The organism is Chimaeribacter coloradensis (assembly GCF_002858715.1).
GTDB classification, from domain to species: domain Bacteria; phylum Pseudomonadota; class Gammaproteobacteria; order Enterobacterales; family Enterobacteriaceae; genus Chimaeribacter; species Chimaeribacter coloradensis.
In genome coordinates this window covers 133,457-151,595 of the sequence record NZ_PJZH01000006.1, presented here as the reverse complement: position 1 = coordinate 151,595, position 18,139 = coordinate 133,457, and the positions used below count along the sequence as shown (strand labels likewise).

At 59.7% G+C, this 18,139-nt stretch carries 18 protein-coding genes; 6 read left to right on the top strand and 12 right to left on the bottom strand.

Annotated features, from left to right (window positions below; genetic code table 11):
- Nucleotides 1-216: 216 nt before the first annotated feature.
- Complete coding sequence (locus CYR32_RS21395) at nucleotides 217-546, top strand: hypothetical protein (RefSeq protein ID WP_146000684.1); 330 nt, start codon at nucleotides 217-219, stop codon at nucleotides 544-546.
- 486 nt (nucleotides 547-1,032) lie between these two features.
- Here CYR32_RS21395 and CYR32_RS09205 read toward each other — a convergent pair whose 3' ends face one another.
- On the bottom strand, nucleotides 1,033-1,446 hold the full coding sequence (locus CYR32_RS09205) for a winged helix-turn-helix transcriptional regulator (RefSeq protein WP_101824093.1): 414 nt from the start codon (nucleotides 1,444-1,446) through the stop codon (nucleotides 1,033-1,035).
- Between the two features lie 99 nt (nucleotides 1,447-1,545).
- Between CYR32_RS09205 and CYR32_RS09200 the strand changes: the two genes are divergently transcribed.
- A complete protein-coding gene (locus tag CYR32_RS09200; RefSeq protein ID WP_101824092.1) occupies nucleotides 1,546-2,277 on the top strand; it encodes an SDR family NAD(P)-dependent oxidoreductase in 732 nt (243 codons plus the stop codon).
- A 181-nt stretch (nucleotides 2,278-2,458) separates the two neighbouring features.
- Here the strand turns inward: CYR32_RS09200 and CYR32_RS22085 are convergent, their stop codons facing one another.
- Both CYR32_RS22085 and CYR32_RS09190 read right to left on the bottom strand, forming a co-directional pair.
- The gene (locus tag CYR32_RS22085; protein WP_420912829.1) at nucleotides 2,459-2,578 is read right to left on the bottom strand and encodes a helix-turn-helix domain-containing protein; all 120 of its coding nucleotides are present in this window, start codon (nucleotides 2,576-2,578) and stop codon (nucleotides 2,459-2,461) included.
- Nucleotides 2,579-2,770: 192 nt separating this feature from the next.
- Nucleotides 2,771-3,106 (bottom strand): EthD domain-containing protein, encoded by a 336-nt coding sequence (locus CYR32_RS09190; protein WP_101824091.1) that lies wholly within the window; start codon nucleotides 3,104-3,106, stop codon nucleotides 2,771-2,773.
- A 114-nt stretch (nucleotides 3,107-3,220) separates the two neighbouring features.
- Between CYR32_RS09190 and CYR32_RS09185 the strand changes: the two genes are divergently transcribed.
- Nucleotides 3,221-4,153 carry an AraC family transcriptional regulator gene (locus CYR32_RS09185; protein ID WP_101824112.1) on the top strand — a complete coding sequence of 311 codons (933 nt, stop codon included), beginning with the start codon at nucleotides 3,221-3,223 and terminating at the stop codon, nucleotides 4,151-4,153.
- Nucleotides 4,154-4,408: 255 nt separating this feature from the next.
- On the opposite strand, the gene CYR32_RS09180 is transcribed toward CYR32_RS09185, so the two are convergent.
- Nucleotides 4,409-5,314, bottom strand: coding sequence for a LysR family transcriptional regulator (locus CYR32_RS09180; RefSeq protein ID WP_101824090.1), 906 nt, complete (start codon nucleotides 5,312-5,314; stop codon nucleotides 4,409-4,411).
- A gap of 158 nt (nucleotides 5,315-5,472) precedes the next feature.
- Here CYR32_RS09180 and CYR32_RS09175 point away from each other — a divergent pair, with 158 nt between their 5' ends.
- Both CYR32_RS09175 and CYR32_RS09170 read left to right on the top strand, forming a co-directional pair.
- Nucleotides 5,473-6,855, top strand: a complete 1,383-nt coding sequence (locus CYR32_RS09175; protein ID WP_101824089.1) for an MFS transporter — start codon at nucleotides 5,473-5,475, stop codon at nucleotides 6,853-6,855.
- A complete protein-coding gene (locus CYR32_RS09170) occupies nucleotides 6,852-7,229 on the top strand; it encodes a DUF4440 domain-containing protein (protein WP_101824088.1) in 378 nt (125 codons plus the stop codon). Before CYR32_RS09175 ends, CYR32_RS09170 begins: the two co-directional genes overlap by 4 nt.
- Before the next feature lie 59 nt (nucleotides 7,230-7,288).
- On the opposite strand, the gene bla is transcribed toward CYR32_RS09170, so the two are convergent.
- Nucleotides 7,289-8,182 carry a class A beta-lactamase gene (gene bla, locus CYR32_RS09165; protein WP_101824087.1) on the bottom strand — a complete coding sequence of 298 codons (894 nt, stop codon included), beginning with the start codon at nucleotides 8,180-8,182 and terminating at the stop codon, nucleotides 7,289-7,291.
- A gap of 198 nt (nucleotides 8,183-8,380) precedes the next feature.
- Between bla and CYR32_RS09160 the strand changes: the two genes are divergently transcribed.
- Nucleotides 8,381-9,616 (top strand): RtcB family protein, encoded by a 1,236-nt coding sequence (locus tag CYR32_RS09160; RefSeq protein ID WP_101824086.1) that lies wholly within the window; start codon nucleotides 8,381-8,383, stop codon nucleotides 9,614-9,616.
- Between the two features lie 85 nt (nucleotides 9,617-9,701).
- On the opposite strand, the gene CYR32_RS09155 is transcribed toward CYR32_RS09160, so the two are convergent.
- From CYR32_RS09155 to CYR32_RS21390, 7 genes are all read right to left on the bottom strand, one after another.
- Nucleotides 9,702-11,777 (bottom strand): metallophosphoesterase family protein, encoded by a 2,076-nt coding sequence (locus tag CYR32_RS09155; RefSeq protein WP_101824085.1) that lies wholly within the window; start codon nucleotides 11,775-11,777, stop codon nucleotides 9,702-9,704.
- A gap of 42 nt (nucleotides 11,778-11,819) precedes the next feature.
- Nucleotides 11,820-12,293 carry a PTS sugar transporter subunit IIA gene (locus CYR32_RS21840; protein ID WP_241523796.1) on the bottom strand — a complete coding sequence of 158 codons (474 nt, stop codon included), beginning with the start codon at nucleotides 12,291-12,293 and terminating at the stop codon, nucleotides 11,820-11,822.
- Between the two features lie 9 nt (nucleotides 12,294-12,302).
- Nucleotides 12,303-13,367, bottom strand: coding sequence for an HPr family phosphocarrier protein (locus CYR32_RS09150; protein ID WP_241523795.1), 1,065 nt, complete (start codon nucleotides 13,365-13,367; stop codon nucleotides 12,303-12,305).
- 20 nt (nucleotides 13,368-13,387) lie between these two features.
- Nucleotides 13,388-15,970 (bottom strand): glycoside hydrolase family 38 N-terminal domain-containing protein, encoded by a 2,583-nt coding sequence (locus CYR32_RS09145; RefSeq protein WP_101824084.1) that lies wholly within the window; start codon nucleotides 15,968-15,970, stop codon nucleotides 13,388-13,390.
- 100 nt (nucleotides 15,971-16,070) lie between these two features.
- A complete protein-coding gene (locus tag CYR32_RS09140) occupies nucleotides 16,071-17,186 on the bottom strand; it encodes a PTS fructose transporter subunit IIC (protein ID WP_101824083.1) in 1,116 nt (371 codons plus the stop codon).
- Nucleotides 17,179-17,493, bottom strand: coding sequence for a PTS fructose transporter subunit IIB (locus tag CYR32_RS09135; protein ID WP_101824082.1), 315 nt, complete (start codon nucleotides 17,491-17,493; stop codon nucleotides 17,179-17,181). The genes CYR32_RS09140 and CYR32_RS09135 overlap by 8 nt, the downstream gene beginning before the upstream one ends.
- A complete protein-coding gene (locus CYR32_RS21390) occupies nucleotides 17,432-17,962 on the bottom strand; it encodes a hypothetical protein (protein ID WP_146000683.1) in 531 nt (176 codons plus the stop codon). Before CYR32_RS21390 ends, CYR32_RS09135 begins: the two co-directional genes overlap by 62 nt.
- Nucleotides 17,963-18,139 lie beyond the last annotated feature (177 nt).

Below are 18,139 nucleotides of genomic sequence, written 5' to 3'. Positions count from 1 at the left end.
ACTGAATAAGAGGAGATAAACCGACTAAAACGGCCTGAGGGATAATGTAATAAAGGCGCTATGTCCGCTTCTGGCATAGAGCGGACTGACACGTATGCCAATGTCCGCTATGAGCGAAAAGCGGACATTTTGTTTGGCGTTGATATAATACTGAGCATTCTGGAATAGCAGTGCCGTCAAGAGATTAGTTACCGGGATTGCACTAATGCACTGGCATTGTTAGTAATCTGCTGCAGGAGAACACGTATTAAAAGAAAGCTTCGTCAGCGCAACAAACGCTGGCTATCCATTCAACAGAAACGTGCGCGTAATGAAGGAGTGCCGTTTAGCTTTTTTATTAATTTCCCCTCCATTCGGGCTACAGCCTGCAATGGAGAGCGTCTCAACCGGCGTGGCTTGATAAAGCCAGACTGGCACCAGGCGCTGTTTTATCAAGGATGGGGAGAAGTACCAATGATAGGGCCGGGCGGTAAAATTTATTGGTTTACAGGTTTTGAAAAAGAAGAACTTCCTATTGAGTTTCAGTCGTTATGGCGAGAGGAATAGTTGTACTTAATTTTCTTTCTACTACACCAACTGCCGCTTTGAAACAGATTCATTCAGACAGTTCGAAGAGATAACACCATCAACTTGAAATAATCGCATCTCATCGGTTGCTGAGTAAAACTTGGTTAATGCCTGATTTTTTATCAAAGTCCGCTTTTGGCACATAGCGGACAACCGACGTGTGGAGAAATCTGCAATGAGGGGGAAAGCTGCCCTCTAAAAGGCTTATTGAAGCAAGATAAGACTTCTCAGTGGTTCACAGGTAACCGGCATCCATTACATTGCCTTTAACATCCTCCAAAGTGTCAGCAAAGTTCGCTGGCCGGCAGGTGCGTTGCCAGGGGCTGACGGGAAATGAGCGCGGCTTCTTCGCTTTGCATGCCGACAAACGATGCGGAAAATCCGGTAGCCTGCCTGGGTTCTGCATCCTTCCCGCGGGTTGCAGAGCCCAAAGGTGAGGAATTTCGTGGAATTCTTTTGCACGCCCTACCCTGCCGGCTGATGCCGCACCTGATCGGAGGCGCCTGAGGTTTGCGCATGCGCGGCATCATACATCAACTGCGCCTGCTCCATGTCAGCCCCATAGGTCAGCGCCCATTCATACAGCGCACTGAAGGGGCCCTGGAGTGTCTGTGCCAGAGAGGTCAGACTGTATTCCACACTCACCGGCGACGTCGGCAGTACTTTCCGATGCACCAGCCCATTGCGCTCAAGCCGCTTAAGCGCATCAGACAATGCTTTATGCGTAATGCCGTCCAGCCGGCGGCGGAGTTCATTGAAGCGCACGGGCTCACTACAAAGTACGGTGAGAATTAAAATTGACCATTTATTGGTGATGTTCTCAAGCACCGGACGGGTTTTTCCTACTTCGCTCAGGTTATTACAGTCAATCTCACTCATGGCGATATACTCCGCGATATCTGGTATAAACAAAGTGCGTAATTGTTATTAAGTATAAAATTTATATCATCTGTTTTCCATCCTCACAGGAGTCAGCAGATGAATAGGTTAGAGAACAAAGTTGCCCTGATACTGGGCGGCGCAAAAGGCATTGGTCTTGCTATCAGCCGGCGATTTGCCGGCGAAGGGGCAACAACCTGGTTCACCTCGCGCCGGAACGAAGAGTTGGAGGCCGCCGGCCACACACTGGAAGGCAACGCCAGGGCGCTGCGTGCGGATGTCAGCCAGCTCAGTGAGCTGACCCGGATAGTTGACGTGATCAGGACAGAGTCTGGCCAGATAGATGTCCTGGTCATCAACGCCGGCATGGCGGAATACGCGACTATTGATGCGGTTACCCCGGCACATTTTGATGCGATTTTCAGCCTGAATGTGCGCTCTCCACTTTTTGCGCTCCAGGCAGCACTTCCTCTGATGAAAGAGGGGGCGAGTGTCGTATTGATAGGCTCTGTCACCGATGTGATTGGCACGCAGGGGTATGGTGTATACGGTGCCAGTAAAGCGGCCCTTCGCTCTTTTGCCCGCACATGGACACGTGAACTCTCCGCCCGGGGCATTCGCATCAATGTTGTCGCGCCTGGCCCTATCGATACGGAGATGATGCAGGCTGCCTCCGAAGAGTTGCGCAGCGGGATAATCAGCACCATTCCATTGGCAAGAATGGGCAAGCCTGAAGAGGTGGCCCATGCTGCATTATTCCTGGCCAGTGATGAAAGCAGTTATATCGCCGGGGCAGAAATCTGTGTGGATGGGGGGCTGACTCAGGTTTGAGAAATGTGGCTCTGTTTCACTACGTCCTGGGAAATGCTGAATGACGGATAAACCGGGCGACTGCCCGGTTTATCCCTTAAATGTGGCGGTTAATCTCTGCTTCTGTGCCCACATTCCCTTTTATTTATGCAGCGGCATCATCCGCGTTGAGTGAAAAGCGGACATTCACTGAAAGAGCAGCTCAGGCGCGAGCATCTGCGTTTTCCATTGCCGCTTTTACTCTGAGAATGGTCTGTCGTGTAGTGTTAAATTCCCGGACGATCGCGCTGATGCTTCCCCCATCACTAAGACGCAGGAGCACCGCTTTCTTTTGTTCATCATACAGGGCGCTGGGCAGCCGTGACTGAACCACTGATGTAGTCTTCAATCAGTCGCTGAGGTCTGATGGCAAACCCGGCTGCTTCGGTTGACCGACGCTGCTTCCCGGTATTCTGCCCGAAAGCAGATGCCCCGCAGTGGGCAAAAACACGTGACCTACTGTTATCTTATCTCGTTATTCAATAACGATGAGTTCTTCGGTTACGAGCCGGACCACGGTCGTTAAGTCGATGAAGTTCACATGGTCCGGATCCACCCTGGTGGCAAAATTGTCCGACTGGAAGAGTGTATTCATGTCGTCACTGTTGTCGAACCATGCCTCCACAATTGCATCAAAACGGGGTTCCTCTGCGGGGACAACCTCTGCGGGGTAGGAAACCACAAAGCGGCGGATATTTTTCGCTTCGGGAATTGCAAAAAGTATCGGCGCATGAACGTCGCGACGATAGTCCCTGAATTCCTGAATGCCCATCCCTTGCCTGCGCTTGAAACCGATAACGACTTTAATCATGAAACTGTCCTCTGATGTTGATGAGTGAATGCAGCTGCTTTGACAAAGGATAGCCACGAAAGCAGAGACAAACTATGCTCGTTTATCCCTATTACTTTCGAGATAGTCCCTGTAATGACCGATCCTCTATCCGATGTTCTCTCACTGTTGAAGCCGGAAACCTGCATCGCGGGGGGATTTGACTTCGGTGGGAAATGGGCGCTTCAGTTCGAGAAACATGCTGGCCTCAAATATTTTGCCCTCGTCTCCGGCAGCGCCTGGATAGCCGTCGACAGCGGGCAAGCACCGGTAAGGCTGGAGGCCGGTGATTGCGTCCTGTTACCGAACGGGCGTCGGTTCCTGATTGCTCAAGACCTGGCTGCCGTGCCGGTCAGCATCACCACCCTGCCCGAAGAAGATTGGAACGGCGGCATCGCGACAGTGAACGGCGGGGGGGAAACGACAATGCTTGGCGGTCACTTCGGATTCGCCGGCGAACATATCAACATCCTGCTCGGGTCAATGCCGGCCATCATCCGGCTCCGTGACGAGGATGATAAGGAAGGTCTGCGGTGGGCCCTCGAGCGTATGCGACAAGAGCTTTTCGGAGATCAGCCCGGTGCCAGGCTCGTGATACAGCATCTTGCTCATTTGATGCTGGTTCAGGCGCTACGGCTTTATCTCGCTCACGGCATGGGAAACGGGGCCGGCTGGCTGTTTGCACTGAGTGATGAAAGGATCGCGGCGGCCATTAGCGCCATTCATACGAGCCCAGGCAGCCGATGGACCTTGCCGGCACTTGCGCAAAAGGCCGGGATGTCCCGGTCCAGGTTCGCGCTCAGGTTCAAAAGCATATCCGGCGCGTCGCCTATTGAGTATCTGACACGATGGAGGATGATGCTGGCATGTGACCGGCTTACCCGTGGCACTGAATCTGTCTCCAGGATTGCCCTGTCACTGGGCTATGAATCAGAAGCTGCATTCAGTACAGCGTTCCGACGGCTCATTGGCTGTTCGCCACGACGCTATGCTTTGAAGAAGAAGTCGCTGGCAGAAATCACTGATTAGTATTTTTCCCTTTTAACGTTACCCACCTGAACAGATTGGCATAAACCAATGCCCGCGTCCGGCACAGCGCAGGTCCGGCAAAGCGGTTTTCAGTTCAAAGCGGATTGTGAACCGCGGTAAATGACATCAGTGTTGAGCGGGCAGCGCGACCGAACCCTCTGTGATCCGGATACACGTTGATAGCAGGAAAATATAATTCACCGCACCATTCCAGTATTAAAAAAGCACCCTATTAGTACCAATAGGGTGCCGTTTTTACGCCTTAACCTGCTCGCTTTTCACCCAGCCTTTCAGGAAATCGATAAACTCCCGGACTTTTTCCGGGACGTGGCGGGTATTCGGGTAGAGCGCTGAAATGCCCTGCTCCGGGAAGCGGTGACCGGGCAGCAGCACGGTCAGACGGCCCTGCTCAATCAGCGGCTGCACCAGCCATGCCGGCAGCAGTGCCACCCCGGCACCCTGCAGCGCGAAGGCCAGCAGGGCGGCTGCGCTGTCCGCTGTCAGGGCCGCCCCGCCCTCTGCCTCGAACAACACGGCCTCGCCCTGCGGCGTGGTCACCGGCCAGCTGAGCGGGGAAGGCAGGCGCGCATGGGCCACCCAGTGCGCCCGGGCCAGCCCGGCGAGATCCCGCACCGGGTGGCGCGCCAGATACTCCGGTGAGGCCACCGGCAGGATCGGAAAGCGGCCAATCAGCGCCGCATGGTGGCTGGAGTCATGCAGACTGCCGAGCCGGATAGCCACATCCACGCGGGCGGCGATCAGATCGGTGTGGCGCGACGAGGCGCTGTGGCGGATGCGTAAACGCGGGTGACGGCGGGCAAACGCCGCCAGCGCCGGCACCACCGCGTGCGCGCCGTACTCCGGCGTGCTGGCGACATGCAGCGTCCCCTCCAGCCCCTGGTGGTCGCGGCGCACCGCGTCCAGCGCCACCTCTGCCGCGTGCAGCAGTTGACGGCTGTGATCATAAAACCGGCCCCCGGCCTCGGTCAGCGCCAGCCGCCGCGTGCTGCGCGTCAGCAGCGCCACGCCCAACTCCTGCTCCAGCTGTTTGAGGTTGGCGCTTACTGCGGCGCGGGTCTGGCCCAGAGACAACGCGGCCGTGGTAAAGCTCCCCGCCTCAACCACCGCCACAAATATCGCCAGCCGTTGCAAATTCAACATCCGTCCATCCTTCCGTTGGAAAAAGTTTGCAGCATAACCCGGCATCTTTGCTGTGGTTGCCGCGATTGTCAAAAATCCGTTAACACTCTGATCGCCGGGTGCGCTGTTATGCCGCCGCCCGCCCGGCGCTACACTGGCCGCCCGTTACAGGAGGCCCCATGCCCTATCGCACCGTTGTCGCCGTTATCTATCTGTCAGGCTTTTTTATCGATCTGATCACCCTGTTCAGCGCCGGGGTGGCGTACCCGGCTATCGGGCGGGCGTTACACGCCTCCCTGGCGCAGCTCGCCTGGGTCAGCAACGGCTACATGCTGGGGCTGACGGTGGTGATCCCGCTCAGCGCCTGGCTGATGCAGCGGCTGGATGCGCAGCGGATCATGCTGTTATCGCTGGCCCTGTTCTCCCTGGCTACCCTGGGTGCCGGCAGCGCGGCGCACATTGAGTCGCTGATCGGCTGGCGGGTTATTCAGGGGCTGGGCGGCGGGCTGCTGATCCCGGTCGGGCAGACGCTGGCCTACCGCCTTTACCCGCCCCATCAGCGGGCGCGGTTGTCTGCCGCTATTATGCTGGTGGGGCTGCTGGCCCCTGCCCTCTCCCCGGTGCTGGGCGGCCTGCTCGCCGACCATGTCAGCTGGCGCGGTCTCTTTTTCGCCAGTCTGCCGCTGTCGCTGCTGACGCTGTGCCTCGCGGCCTGCACGTTACGCCCTTCCCCGCCCACGGGGGAACGCGCACCGCTGGATAAACGCGGCCTGCTCATCTTCAGTGTGGCCCTGGCGCTGCTGCTGCTTGGCCTGACCGGGATAGCGCAGCACGCCCTGCGCTGGCAGCCCTGGGCGCTGGCCGCCGCCGGTGCGCTGCTGCTGGCCGCCGGGCTTCGCCACTGCCGCACCCACCCGCGGCCGCTGCTGGCCCCGGCGCTGCTGCATGATCCGCTGCTGCGGATGGCGATGCTGATCTATCAGACGATCCCCGGCCTGTTTATGGGCGTGAGCCTGGTCGCGATGCTGTTTTTGCAGAATGACTTGGCGATGACGGCTGCGCAGGCCGGGGCGATGATGGTCCCCTGGGCGTTGGGCGCGTTTATCGCGATAGCCACCACCGGCAGGCTGTTTAACCGCCTGGGGCCGCGCCCGCTGCTGGTGGCCGGGTGCCTGGCGCAAGGCGCGGGGATGCTGCTGCTGGCGCAGATTGACCACGCCGGCCAGCACCCGCTGTTAGTGGCGGCCTATGCGCTGATGGGGCTGGGCGGCAGCCTGTGCAGCAGCACCGCCCAGAGCAGCGCCTTTTTGACGGTGCCCGATACTCTGCTGGCGGAGGCCAGCGCCCTGTGGAACATTAACCGCCAGCTCAGCTTCTGCCTGGGCGTGACGGGGGTCAGCCTGTTATTCAGTCTGCTGCAACAGCATCTCGGCACGGTGCGTGCTTACCACAGCTGTTTTTGTCTGGTCGCCGTCAGCGCCCTTTTCCCGCTGCTGCGCGCCCTGCGAATTGATAACCGCGGCACGGTGCAGCGGATTGCGTTATCCAAGGAGAATGTATGAACGCCTATTTTCAGCAGGTCATTGACCTGCATATCGCCATTGAACAGTGGCTCGGCCGGGGCGAGGGCGACCTGCCCGCGCTGCTGGGCTATTTTACGGAAGATTTTTCGATGATTACCCTGAGCGGCGGCGAACTGGATAAACCGGCGCTGGCGGCTTTTTTCTCAGCGCAACGCGGCGCACGGCCGGGGCTGACGATTGGGATTGAGGCGATGCGCCTGATCGCCGGGTGGCCCGGCGGGGCGGTGGTGAGCTACCGGGAGCGCCAACAACTGCCCGGCCAGGCCGCGCATCTGCGCCGCTCGACGGTGGTCTTCTGTGAGTCAGAGGCCGGGCTGCAATGGCAACACTTGCACGAAACCCCGATCGTTTAATGATGTAATTTTACCTTATTTTAGTACCAAAAAGGCACCTTTAAGGTGCCTTTTTAATGCTATTTTGATGCTGTTTCTTCCCGTGCTTTCAGCACCCAGCGGGTGGCGGTTGCCAGCACATCCCGGCGGGCCTGCGCATCCGCTTTTTGTTGCGTGAAGTAGAGCGCCAGCACCAGCGGCTTGCCGTGCGGTGGCCAGATAATTGCCAGATCGTTGGTGGTGCCGTACTCCCCGGAGCCGGTTTTATCCCCGACTTCCCAGCCTGCCGGCACCCCGGCCCGGATAGTTTTCGCGCCGGTCTGGCTGCCTTTCAGCCAGGCGATCAGTTGCTGCTGTTGCGCGGGCGGCAAGGCATCCCCCAATGCCAGTTTTTGCAGGTTGTGCGCCATCGCCTGCGGCGTGGAGCTGTCGCGTTCGTCGCCGGGAATGGCGGTGTTCAATTCCGGCTCCCAACGGTCAAGGCGCGTTTTGTCATCGTGCAAACTGCGCGCCAGGCGGGTAATGGTCTGCGGCCCGCCGAGTTCGGTCAGCAACAGGTTGGCCGCCGTGTTGTCACTCCACTCAATCGCCGCCGCGCAGAGTTCCGCTATCGTCATGCCGTCATCCAGATGTTTGCCGGTCACCGGGGAATAGCTCTGGAGCACGGCGCGATCGTAACGGATACGTTTTTCCAGTAACCCCGGCTGGGCAACGCTGCGCTGCAACACCGCCCCCGCCAGCAGCACTTTAAAGGTGCTTGCCATCGCAAAGCGCTTATCACCCCGGTAGCTGATCGCCTGTTGGTTGCCGGTATCGATGAGGGTCACACCCAGCCGCCCGTTGGCGCTGTGCTCCAGATCGGCGAGCCGGGCTGCCAGCGTGCTGGTCGCCGCTGAGGCGGGAAAGAGCGCGCCGGACAGTGCCAGCCCGGCTGCCAGCAACAGGGTGCGGCGATAATGTGAAATCAATTTCATTCCTGAGTTCCTTTTAAGTGTAAAAAATGCATCAAAAAGGCTCCTTTTTGGTACTAAAATAAGGCCTTTTCGATACCATGTTGCGCGCTTTTAGCGGCTATCTCAACAGGATGCCTCTCCCATTGTGCATTTCAGGATTATCCTTACTCTGTGGCCTGCACAACGTGCGCCACCTGATCCTTTCGATGAGTGATGACGATGAGCAAGAATCCGCACGACCCGATCCAACTGCTCTCCACCCCCGGCGGCGCGCCGGTAAAAATGTGGACGCAGGGCGTGCCCGTTGAACCGGAAGCGCGGGCGCAGTTACAGAACACGGCGAAAATGCCGTTCATCTTTAAACACCTGGCGGTGATGCCGGATGTGCATCTGGGCAAAGGCTCCACCATCGGCAGCGTGATCCCGACCCGCGGGGCGATTATCCCGGCGGCGGTGGGCGTGGACATCGGCTGCGGGATGATTGCAGTGCGCACCTCGCTGACGGCAGCCGACCTGCCGGACAACCTCGCCGGGCTGCGCAGCGCCATTGAACAGGCGGTGCCGCACGGGCGCACCACGGCGCGCTCCAAACGGGATAAAGGTGCCTGGGACCGCACCCCGCAGGAGGTAGACAGCCACTGGGCCAGGCTCGCCCCACGCTTTAAACGTTTGACGGATAACTACCCGCAACTGTTGAAAACCAATAACCACCAGCACCTCGGCACGCTCGGCACCGGCAACCACTTTATCGAAGTCTGCCTGGATGAGCAGCAGCGGGTCTGGGTGATGCTGCACAGCGGGTCACGCGGGGTCGGCAATGCCATCGGCACGCTGTTTATTGCGCTGGCGCAGAAGGATATGCAGCGCCATATCGCCAACCTGCCGGACCGCGATCTCGCCTATTTCGAAGAGGGCAGCCGCCATTTTGATGACTATATGGCCGCCGTGGGCTGGGCGCAGGATTTCGCCCGCCATAACCGGGAGGTGATGATGTCGCGGGTGCTGGCGGCGCTGTCAACCGTCGTCCCTAAGCCTTTTCTCACCCAGCAGGAGGCGGTGAACTGCCACCATAATTATGTGCAGCGTGAGAAACATTTTGGGGAAGAGGTGCTGGTGACGCGCAAGGGCGCGGTGTCGGCGCAAAAAGGGGAGATGGGGATTATTCCCGGCTCAATGGGCGCGAAGAGTTTTATCGTCCGGGGCCTGGGGAATGCAGAGAGTTTCTGCTCATGCAGCCACGGGGCCGGGCGCACCATGAGCCGTACGGCAGCCAAAAAACGCTTCAGCGTTGAAGACCAGATCCGCGCGACCGCCCATGTCGAGTGCCGGAAAGACAGCGAAGTGATCGATGAAATCCCGATGGCCTATAAAGACATTGATGCGGTGATGGCGGCGCAATCTTCGCTGGTGGAGATTGTGCATACGCTGCGCCAGGTGGTGTGCGTGAAGGGATAACTGACACCAAAAAGGCACCTTAATGGTGCCTTTTTGGTGCCTTTTTGGTGCCTTTCAGGTACTGCTTTAATGCCGGTTTAATCCATTACTGCGCGGTGATCTCTCCCTTTTGCAGGCTGACCCGGAAATCACGGCTGGGCCGGCCGTGCTGGTATTTCTCCATCACGCTGAACAGCGTGCCGAACCGCAAGCGGAACACGGCGTCGAACGGGCTTTTCTCGTTGATCTTGCCGGGCACCGGCGGCAGGGTGGCGGCCAGGCTGCCGGTTAACAGATGGTATTGATTCAGCCGGGCCACGGAGATATCCCGCAGCGCCAGTTCACCCGCATTACGCAGGCGGTAAAAATCCACGGCCAGGTCAAACCCCGTCCAGCGGGCGAAATCCGCCAGCCGTAATCCCGCCTGTTGCGCCAGATTTTCTGCTTTTTGCTGCGCCTGTTCCCACGCCGCGGGCTTCTCCTGCCTGTAGCGCCGGGTGATATCCCGCTTGTTGGGGGTGCATTGCGCGGAGGCGGCGCGCGGCGCGTTTCCCAGCATCTCGCGGTAGGTTATCTCCCCCTTTAGCTGGCTCAGGATCAGCATCTCTTTGCCGTTCAGGCTGAACAGCATCTGGCGGATATCACACGGCCATTCTTCAGGCAGAAAACGCAGGCGCGTCAGTTCGGTGATATGCCAGCGGGTAAACGCCCCGTAGTTCTCAGCCTTGAGGATCGCCTTGTTCCAGAGGTGCGGCGAGTGGCTGGCGTTCAGGGTGTCCCACTCTTGCTGATAGTGTTCAAACAGCTCATTGAACCGCGGCACGCTCTCCAGAACCACCGTCTGAACCGCTATCTCTGTGCGGTTTGTGACAGTCAGGATTTTATAGGCCGGGATATAGGCCGCCAGCGACGGTGCCTGGATATTCACCAGTTGGCTGCCGTCCGGGTAGCGGCGCACGCCGGTATCATTAAAGTGCATATGCCCGCCTACATGAATGCCGATGCCGGTTTTCGCCAGCGCATAGCTGGTCTCTTCACGGGGCGCCCGCGCCAGCTGGAACGTCCCTTTGCCAAACAGCGCCTCTATCTCCGGCGCGGCACCGTTATCAAACTCCACCATCGGGAAGTGGCTGAATGTCACCAGCGTTTTGTTTTGCGCTTTGGCACGCTGCACGACCGAAGCCATCCAGGCCATGGTCTGCTGTTTGTGGGTCAGCATGTTGTTATAACCCGCCTCGCCCGAACCGGAAAAATTACCGGCCGCGCCGGGGTGGGCGGCATCTGCCTTGTCGCGGGGCAGGTAGACGTTCGCATCCACCGCCAGCAACCAGAGGCCGGGAACCGGCTCGACCAGATAACTGCTGTCTGCCACGGTAAAACAGGGGCCATACCCCGGCTGCTTATAGTTCCCCCCGGTGCCCTGGGCGCAAATTTCGTACTGGCGCTGGCGGAAATCACTGGCCTGCAACGCCGCCTGATAACGGTAAGTGTGTGGGGTGTAGCGGGAGTAGGGAGTTTCCCAGTAGAGATCGGTGGGGCGGGGCATAAGCCCGAACGGCCCCATCGCGTTCATCACATACTCATAACCCCGGCTGGCCATCTCTTCGCTGCACAGGGTAGGCAGCCCCGCGCCGGTGTGAATCACGGCGGTCGCGCCCTCATACCCCCGGCACGCTTCTGCGCCACGGCTAAAAATGCGTTGGGTCTGCCCCCCTTTGCCGAGGAAATCCGCTTCGCCGCCAGGGGTATCAAAGGGGCGGTTGGGATCATGGTTTCCCGGTGTGGCAAAAAAGCGCATCCCATAGCGCTGCTCATACTCATGCAGCAGCGCAGCCAGGCCACGCAGATGCAGCGACTGCCCGTCGTCGCTGAAATCCCCCGGCAGCGCCACCAGCGTAATGCCTTTGCGGCCTGCGTCATCCAGGGCGGCACGCAGCGCGAAGTAGTTTTCATTAAACAGCCGCGTGGAGGTCAACTGGGCGTACATGGTGCGGATCACCGCCGACCGGCCGCTTTTGCTGTTTTTCAGGCCGGTAAAAGCACCGTCGGCAAACTGCCCATATACATCATGAAAGTGGATATCCGGCATAAAGGCGACGCGGTAGGTGTCTGCCCCAGCCGCCGTGGCGCTCCCGGCCAGCAGGGCAAGGAGCGACAGATAACGCTGAACGGCTTTTCTCATTTTTATCTCCCTGAATTCAACAGAACCTGTGGCGGCGCTGGCTCAGCCACCCAGCTCAGCGCCAAGGAACGCCACCAGCGCCTCCGGCGTGGGCGCGTGCATCAGCTGCTCCCGGAAGGCGGGGTGCATCAGCCTGCGCGCCAGCGCAGAAAAGATACGCATATGCTCAGTCTGCCCCTGCGTGTTGAGGGTGAGCATCATCACCAGTTGGACATCCACCCCGTCCCCCCAGGGCAGGGGAGCGGCCAGGCGCAACACCGAGAGGCTGTTCTGGAGAATGGCGTCCGATTTGCAGTGCGGGACGGCCACCGAGAAACCCAGTGCAGTCGAAAAGCACGCCTCTCGCTGCCAGATGGCCCGCTCAGCCTCCGGCCCGGACACGGCCCGCTGGTGAAGCGCCAGGTTATCGGTCAGGCGTTTAATCGCCTCATATTTATCGGGAATTGCCTCATCCAGCAGAACCAGTGAGGGGGCCATCAGCGGCACCGGCGACGCGGCCGCCTCCGTGCGCGGCATCCGCTGCTGCTATTCACACTCCAGCGTGAACCACCGCCCGGCCACAACATCCGGGCCGGGGATCGCGACCCCGTAGCGCGTATCCAGCAGCAGGGTAGAGGCCTGATGCATCAGCGGTGGTATGTCAGGGGGGACGCACAGCAACGGGATGGAAAACGCCCGGGCCAGGATCGCGGTATGGGAGGTTTCGCCCCCTTCGTCCATCACAATTCCTTGCAGATGGGGGCCGCGCAGCGCCAGCAGTTGCCCCGGCGTCAGGATGCCCCGGCAAAGAACAATCGACGCCTCCCGGAGCACCGGCAGCTGCAGTTGCGGGTGGCGGGAGAGGCACGCGGCCAGCCGCAGGCCCAGATCCTGCACATCCAGTTCGCGCTGCCGCAAATAGTCACTCTCACTCTGCCGGAACGGCAGGCAAAGCGTGTCAATGGCCGAGGCGAGCGCGGCCAGCGCATTAGCCGCGCCTTTCTGACTGAACAACACCTCTTCGACGGCCTCATCCTCCAGCAGCCGGCAGTGCGCATCCAGGATCTGCGCGGCGTCGCCCTCTGCCTCATCCGCCTCACGCCTGAGTTGTTCGCAGGCGTTTTGCCACGCCGCCAGCAATTGCTGCTGCTGCCTCTGCTGGCTGGCGGCAGGTTCGTGCTGTGCCAGCAGATGAAGATCGGGAAGGGTGAAGGTGACCGGCACACCCCGGGCAAGCCCCGGGCTTATTCCTTTGCCGCGCAGGAGAGAGGAGGTGGTGCGCGCGAGAAACACCGGCAGCGCGGGGTGGGTGCCGCTCTCCTGCTGGGTAAGCGGCACCTCGCCCCCGGCCAGTTCATGCAGAATAAACTGCGTCAACGCCTGATAAGCCGCCTGTGCGTCCGGGCCGTCAATCTGTAACCGGCAGTCATCATTCAGGGCGACATCCGCCCCGATCAGGGCCAGCGCACTTTTGGCATCGGCCTGCCGCGATTTGCTGCGGTTAACCAGCGTAACGGACGATGCAAAGCCCGACGCGCAACGCGCCAGCGCACTGGCCGGGCGGGCATGGAGGCCGTGGGGTAACGGGCAACGAAAGGGAAATGTCAGCATAAGGTTTTCATCCAGCGCAATTAATCGATTAACCAGGAAACCGGGGTGCCGGGGGGAATAACGTCATCCGTGGCACCGGCAGGGGTTTCAGCCAGCGTGACCCGCCGGGGCGTGCCGGTTGCCGCGGGCTGCCCGCACGGCACCGGTGTGAGGCCGGGGTTCCAGCCGCGCAGCAGCAGGGCGTTGCTGTGCTGCGCTTTTTTAAGCGTGCTGAAATGCAGCGCGCAGTCCCATGACAGCAGGCTGTAACGCCCGGGAAAGTGAAGCCCATGCGGGTTGGTACGAAAGCGTGACCAGCCGGTGTCGAGGTAGCCGCAGGCGGGGGTGCGCCACTGCTCCACTGCCCGCCAGAACGGCGCGTCCGGTGCCTGCGCCAGGGGGAACAGCGCGAAATGGGCGCGGTAAGGGCCGGGAAGTTGTGAATCCGGCGTGGGTAAGGCCATCCCGGATGCCCGGCCCGGCCGCCACGGCAGATCGGCTTTTCCCAGCCAGCCGACGCTCCGGAACAGCGTGATCGCCAGCGTATCCGGCTGTTGTGCCGGGATCTCATACTCCCGTAACCCCTCGGTGACGACGCAGAGGCCGCGCGCTCCGTTATGCAGCATCACCAGGCTCTGCATCGGCCACAGAGAGGCGGGGGCCTCTGCCCAGTTTTCCGCCTGCCACTGCTGCAATGCGGCAGGCTGGTTCTCGCGTTGAATTAAGCCAAAGGGTTGATCGGCATAATGAAAGGCCTGGGTGACTCCCACCGGGATTTCGACCTGCAAACGGTGGTCGCGCAGCGTGTTGTTGACCTCCACCTCAACATCCAGCCAGGGCTGGTCGTGCGGGAGGGAGAGGATCAGGGTGGCATGCAGCCCGGCGTTACAGCACCTGGCCTCACGGGCGGCCGCATCCGCCGGGGCGGGGATGTGCCAGTTGAGTGTCAGGGTATCGTGCAGCGGCCCGCGCGCGCTGTGCCACTGGGTCAGGCAGCCGTCGCTGCTGATTTTCCAGTCTTCCGGCGGCGGCGAGTAGTTGTAGTTATCCCCGGCATCGCCGCCGTCCACCAGCCGTAATACGGCGGGGTAGCGCTGTTGGGTGCGTTTATCCAGCAATTCAAGCTGCCCGTGCGCAAGCTCCAGCCGCAGCCAGCAGTTTTCCAGTACATTTTCCCCCGCTGTGGAGGCGTCAAACCCGGCGGCGCGGCCCTCCTGGAGGTAAAAGGTCTGGTAGCCGCAGGCCGGCAGCGCCCCGGCCTCCAGCAGGATGTCGCACTTGCGGTACCAGGTGGTGGTGGTGCTGTTTGACAGCTCCTGCACGATAAGTGACATATCCTGCGGCTCGTCATGCAGCAGCTGCCAGCGGCAGGGCGTTCCGGCCGCATCCACAATGCAAAAGTCCGCGTGGGGCGTATAGAGCGTCAGGCGGACATGTGCATCCCGCGCATGGGGCAGCGGGTTGAACACGATGATTTTTTTCCCCGTTTGCTGCGCCGTGATCCCCTCCGCCAGCATCGCCATATTCAGCTCAAAAAGTTGCTGCGCACTCTCCAGCCCATCGCACAGGCGCGCCTTGACCATGCTGTTGACGCGGTCGGCATTGCAGCCGCCGATGCTGTCATGGGCCTGGGATTTCATCGCCCCGCGCCAGATGTTCTCCACCGCCTGCTGCGGGCAGGGCAGCCCCAGCCGCCCGGCCACGGCCAGCAGCGGCTCCAGCGCCTGGCTGACGAACCGCTCAAGGCGGGCGTTAAGCTGCTTGATGTCCATGCGGGTGGAAAAGATACCGCGGTGGACGCGCATATATTTCGCGCTCAACAACTCCCCATGCCACTCCGGCAGCGGGCAGCCTGTGGCCTGCAAGGCTTTGAAAAAGTCAGTGAAACTGCTGCGCGCAAACTGGTAATCCTGCTGGCTCTCCTTCAGCGACGCCAGCATCGCGGGCACCCCATATTCGAAGGGGGACTGATCGTTGCCGTTGGGCAGCAACAGATGATCGGTCAGGGAAAAGCGCGCCTGTTTTTCGAGGATGGCAGGCAGGAGGCGGGCGGCCTGCTCCCCCTCGGTGGGCAGCCATTTGGCGCAGCCGTAACCCCAGGGCAGCACGGCCGTGGTCACGCGGCTGCCGTTTTGTGAACACCAGGTAAACTCGCTGTAGGGCACATCCTGTTCGCACCAGCCGCGCCAGATAACCGCACACCCGATGCCGAACTCGCGCAGAAACAGCGGAAGTTGCGCGCTCTGCCCGAAAGAGTCCGGGACGTAGCCGACCGGCATGTAACCGCCCCATGCGTCGCAATCCGCTTTTCCCAGCAGCAGGTTGCGGGTAATGGACTCCGCGCCGACCACCAAAAAATCGGTCTGGGTATACCAGGGGCCGATGAGAATACGCCCCTGGCGGATCAGGGCCTGCAACCGCTCACGCAGCGCCGGCGCGACCTGTAAGCCATCTTCCAGCACTACGGTTTGCCCATCGAGCACAAAAGGGCCGAGGGCCGTATCCTGCTCCAGCCGGTTAACCAGATCCCGGATAAAATAATAGAGCAGGATTTTCGAATCATTCTCGGTGAAATACCACTCCCGGTCCCAATGTGTATGCTGAATCAAATGCACGGTTTTCATAGTATTCCTTTAGGGTGTCATGGGTTTATTCCGGGCGAGCGAAACCCCAGAAGTAAATACATCTGTTCTTTCCTCTGCCTTAATTAAATAATGCCGGTTATCAGCGGCCCGCTTTAAATTTCGGCGCAGCCGGGGCTTTTTTCGTTTCCGGCAATGTCTCCCCACGGAATATCAGCAATGAACCTGCGGTAATAATGGCCGCGCCTGCGGCAATGGACACCACATAAACCGGCCAGTTCTCCACCGCCAGCCAGCCATAAAAACCTGAAATCGGCGCACGGTTGACGGCACCCAGGCCAACCGCCAGGGCGGCTCCCACGGCAGACCCCACGACATTGACCACAATAATTTTGGGGTTTGCGAGGGCAAACGGAATGGCCCCTTCCGAGACACCGATAAGCCCCATCAGCGTGGACGCCTTACCCGCTTCCCGTAAGGAGGGCGGGAAGCGGTTGGCCCACAGTAAGGTCGCCAGGCCCAGGCCAATAGGCGGCACAATGATCGCGACCTGCGCCGCCGTATTGGGGTCATAAATGCCTGACGCCAGCAGGGCCATGGCGGTGGTCACCGCCGCTTTGTTGACGGGGCCGCCCAGGTCGAACCCCACCATGCCGCCCACCACGGCCGCCAGGATCACCTTGTTGGTGCCGGACATCGCCAGCAGCCCATTTTCCATCCCCTGGTTCAGCGCGGCCAGCGGCGACCCGATGACAAAGGCCATGACACTGCAGGTCAGAAGCGTTCCCCCCACGGGCAGGATAAAAATAGGCCCGGCGGAAGCCAGTGATTTGGGCAAAACCACAAAGGTTGCCAGGGCGCGCACGATATAACCCGCCACAAACCCCGCCGCCAGCGCACCGAGGAAGCCGGTTTCCAGGCTGTTTGCCAGTAATCCGCCCACCATACCCGGTGCCAGCCCGGGCTTATTGGCCAGGGCAAAGCTGATATACCCGGCGACCACCGGCAACATCAGGGAGAGGGCCATGCCCCCAAAGCCATCAAATTTATGTAGAATCTGCACCACCAGGCTGGCAGCCTGCGCATGCCCGGCATCCCAGATATTATCGATGCCGTACAGCGAGGCACCGATACGCGCAATCCCCATGATGACGGCCCCCGCGATGACAAAGGGCAGCATCCATGACACGCCGGTCATAATGGCCGTTTTGATGTCACTTCCTGCCGGGGCCGCGCTTCCGCCTTTGACGTTAGCCATGGTCAGCCTCCTGCTCCAGAGCGTCAAAAATGGCCTCGCCAAACTTGATTGGATCGGCGACGCGGCACTCCAGCTTGATCATGCCGTCAAACCGTTCTTTGTTGATAATGGCGACATCCGCCGCCAGGATGACCCCCTCCGCCCGGGCGAGGTCAGCGTCAGTGATCGCATTCTCCACGCCCATGCTGCCCTGGGTTTCGACTTTGATCTCATGCCCCCGTTGCTTACCGGTCATCTCAAGGGCTTCAGCCGCCATATAGGTATGGGCGACGCCGGTCGGACAGGCTGCGACACAAACAATAAACATAACCACTCCTTATAGGGTCAGGTTCAGGCAATAAAAAAGCACAATGGCGAAAGGGCGCATTGTGCTTTGCAGTAAGGGAGAGAAGGGGAAAGGCATGATCACCGGCTTCACCACCGGCGTGATGACACATCACTAACTGATGCAAACTGCTGGTACGGAATAAGAACGCCAGCTCGTCACGCTTATGGCTGCGTAACCGGACAGGGCACCGGGTGCTGTGCCGCGCTTTTGCTGACGGCGCAGCCGGTGAGGCTCTGCGGCGGCATAATTTGCCGGCACAGCGCCATAATTGCACCCAGTTGGCAATAATCTCTTCCTCTTCGCCTTTATTAAACCGCTTCTCTTCAGTTGTTAAATCAGACAGGGAATTAAACCAGCAGATATTATTCAGCAACGCCCGGATCTTGCTATCGGCTGACAGAAAAAATGCAGTGGCGGTGAAAAAGAACCGGATAATATAAGCAGACATGGTTGCCCCCAAATAAAGACAACCTGAGTATAGGACAGGGGTAAAATAACGAATGTGACTTTACACACGTTTATTACCCACGCTGAAAACTTTCACCGGGGGTGAAGTCAGGCTTTTATCCAAGAGCGGCTTTTCACCGGCAGGGGGCAGGTTTTACGGGGCCTCTGGATAGTGTGA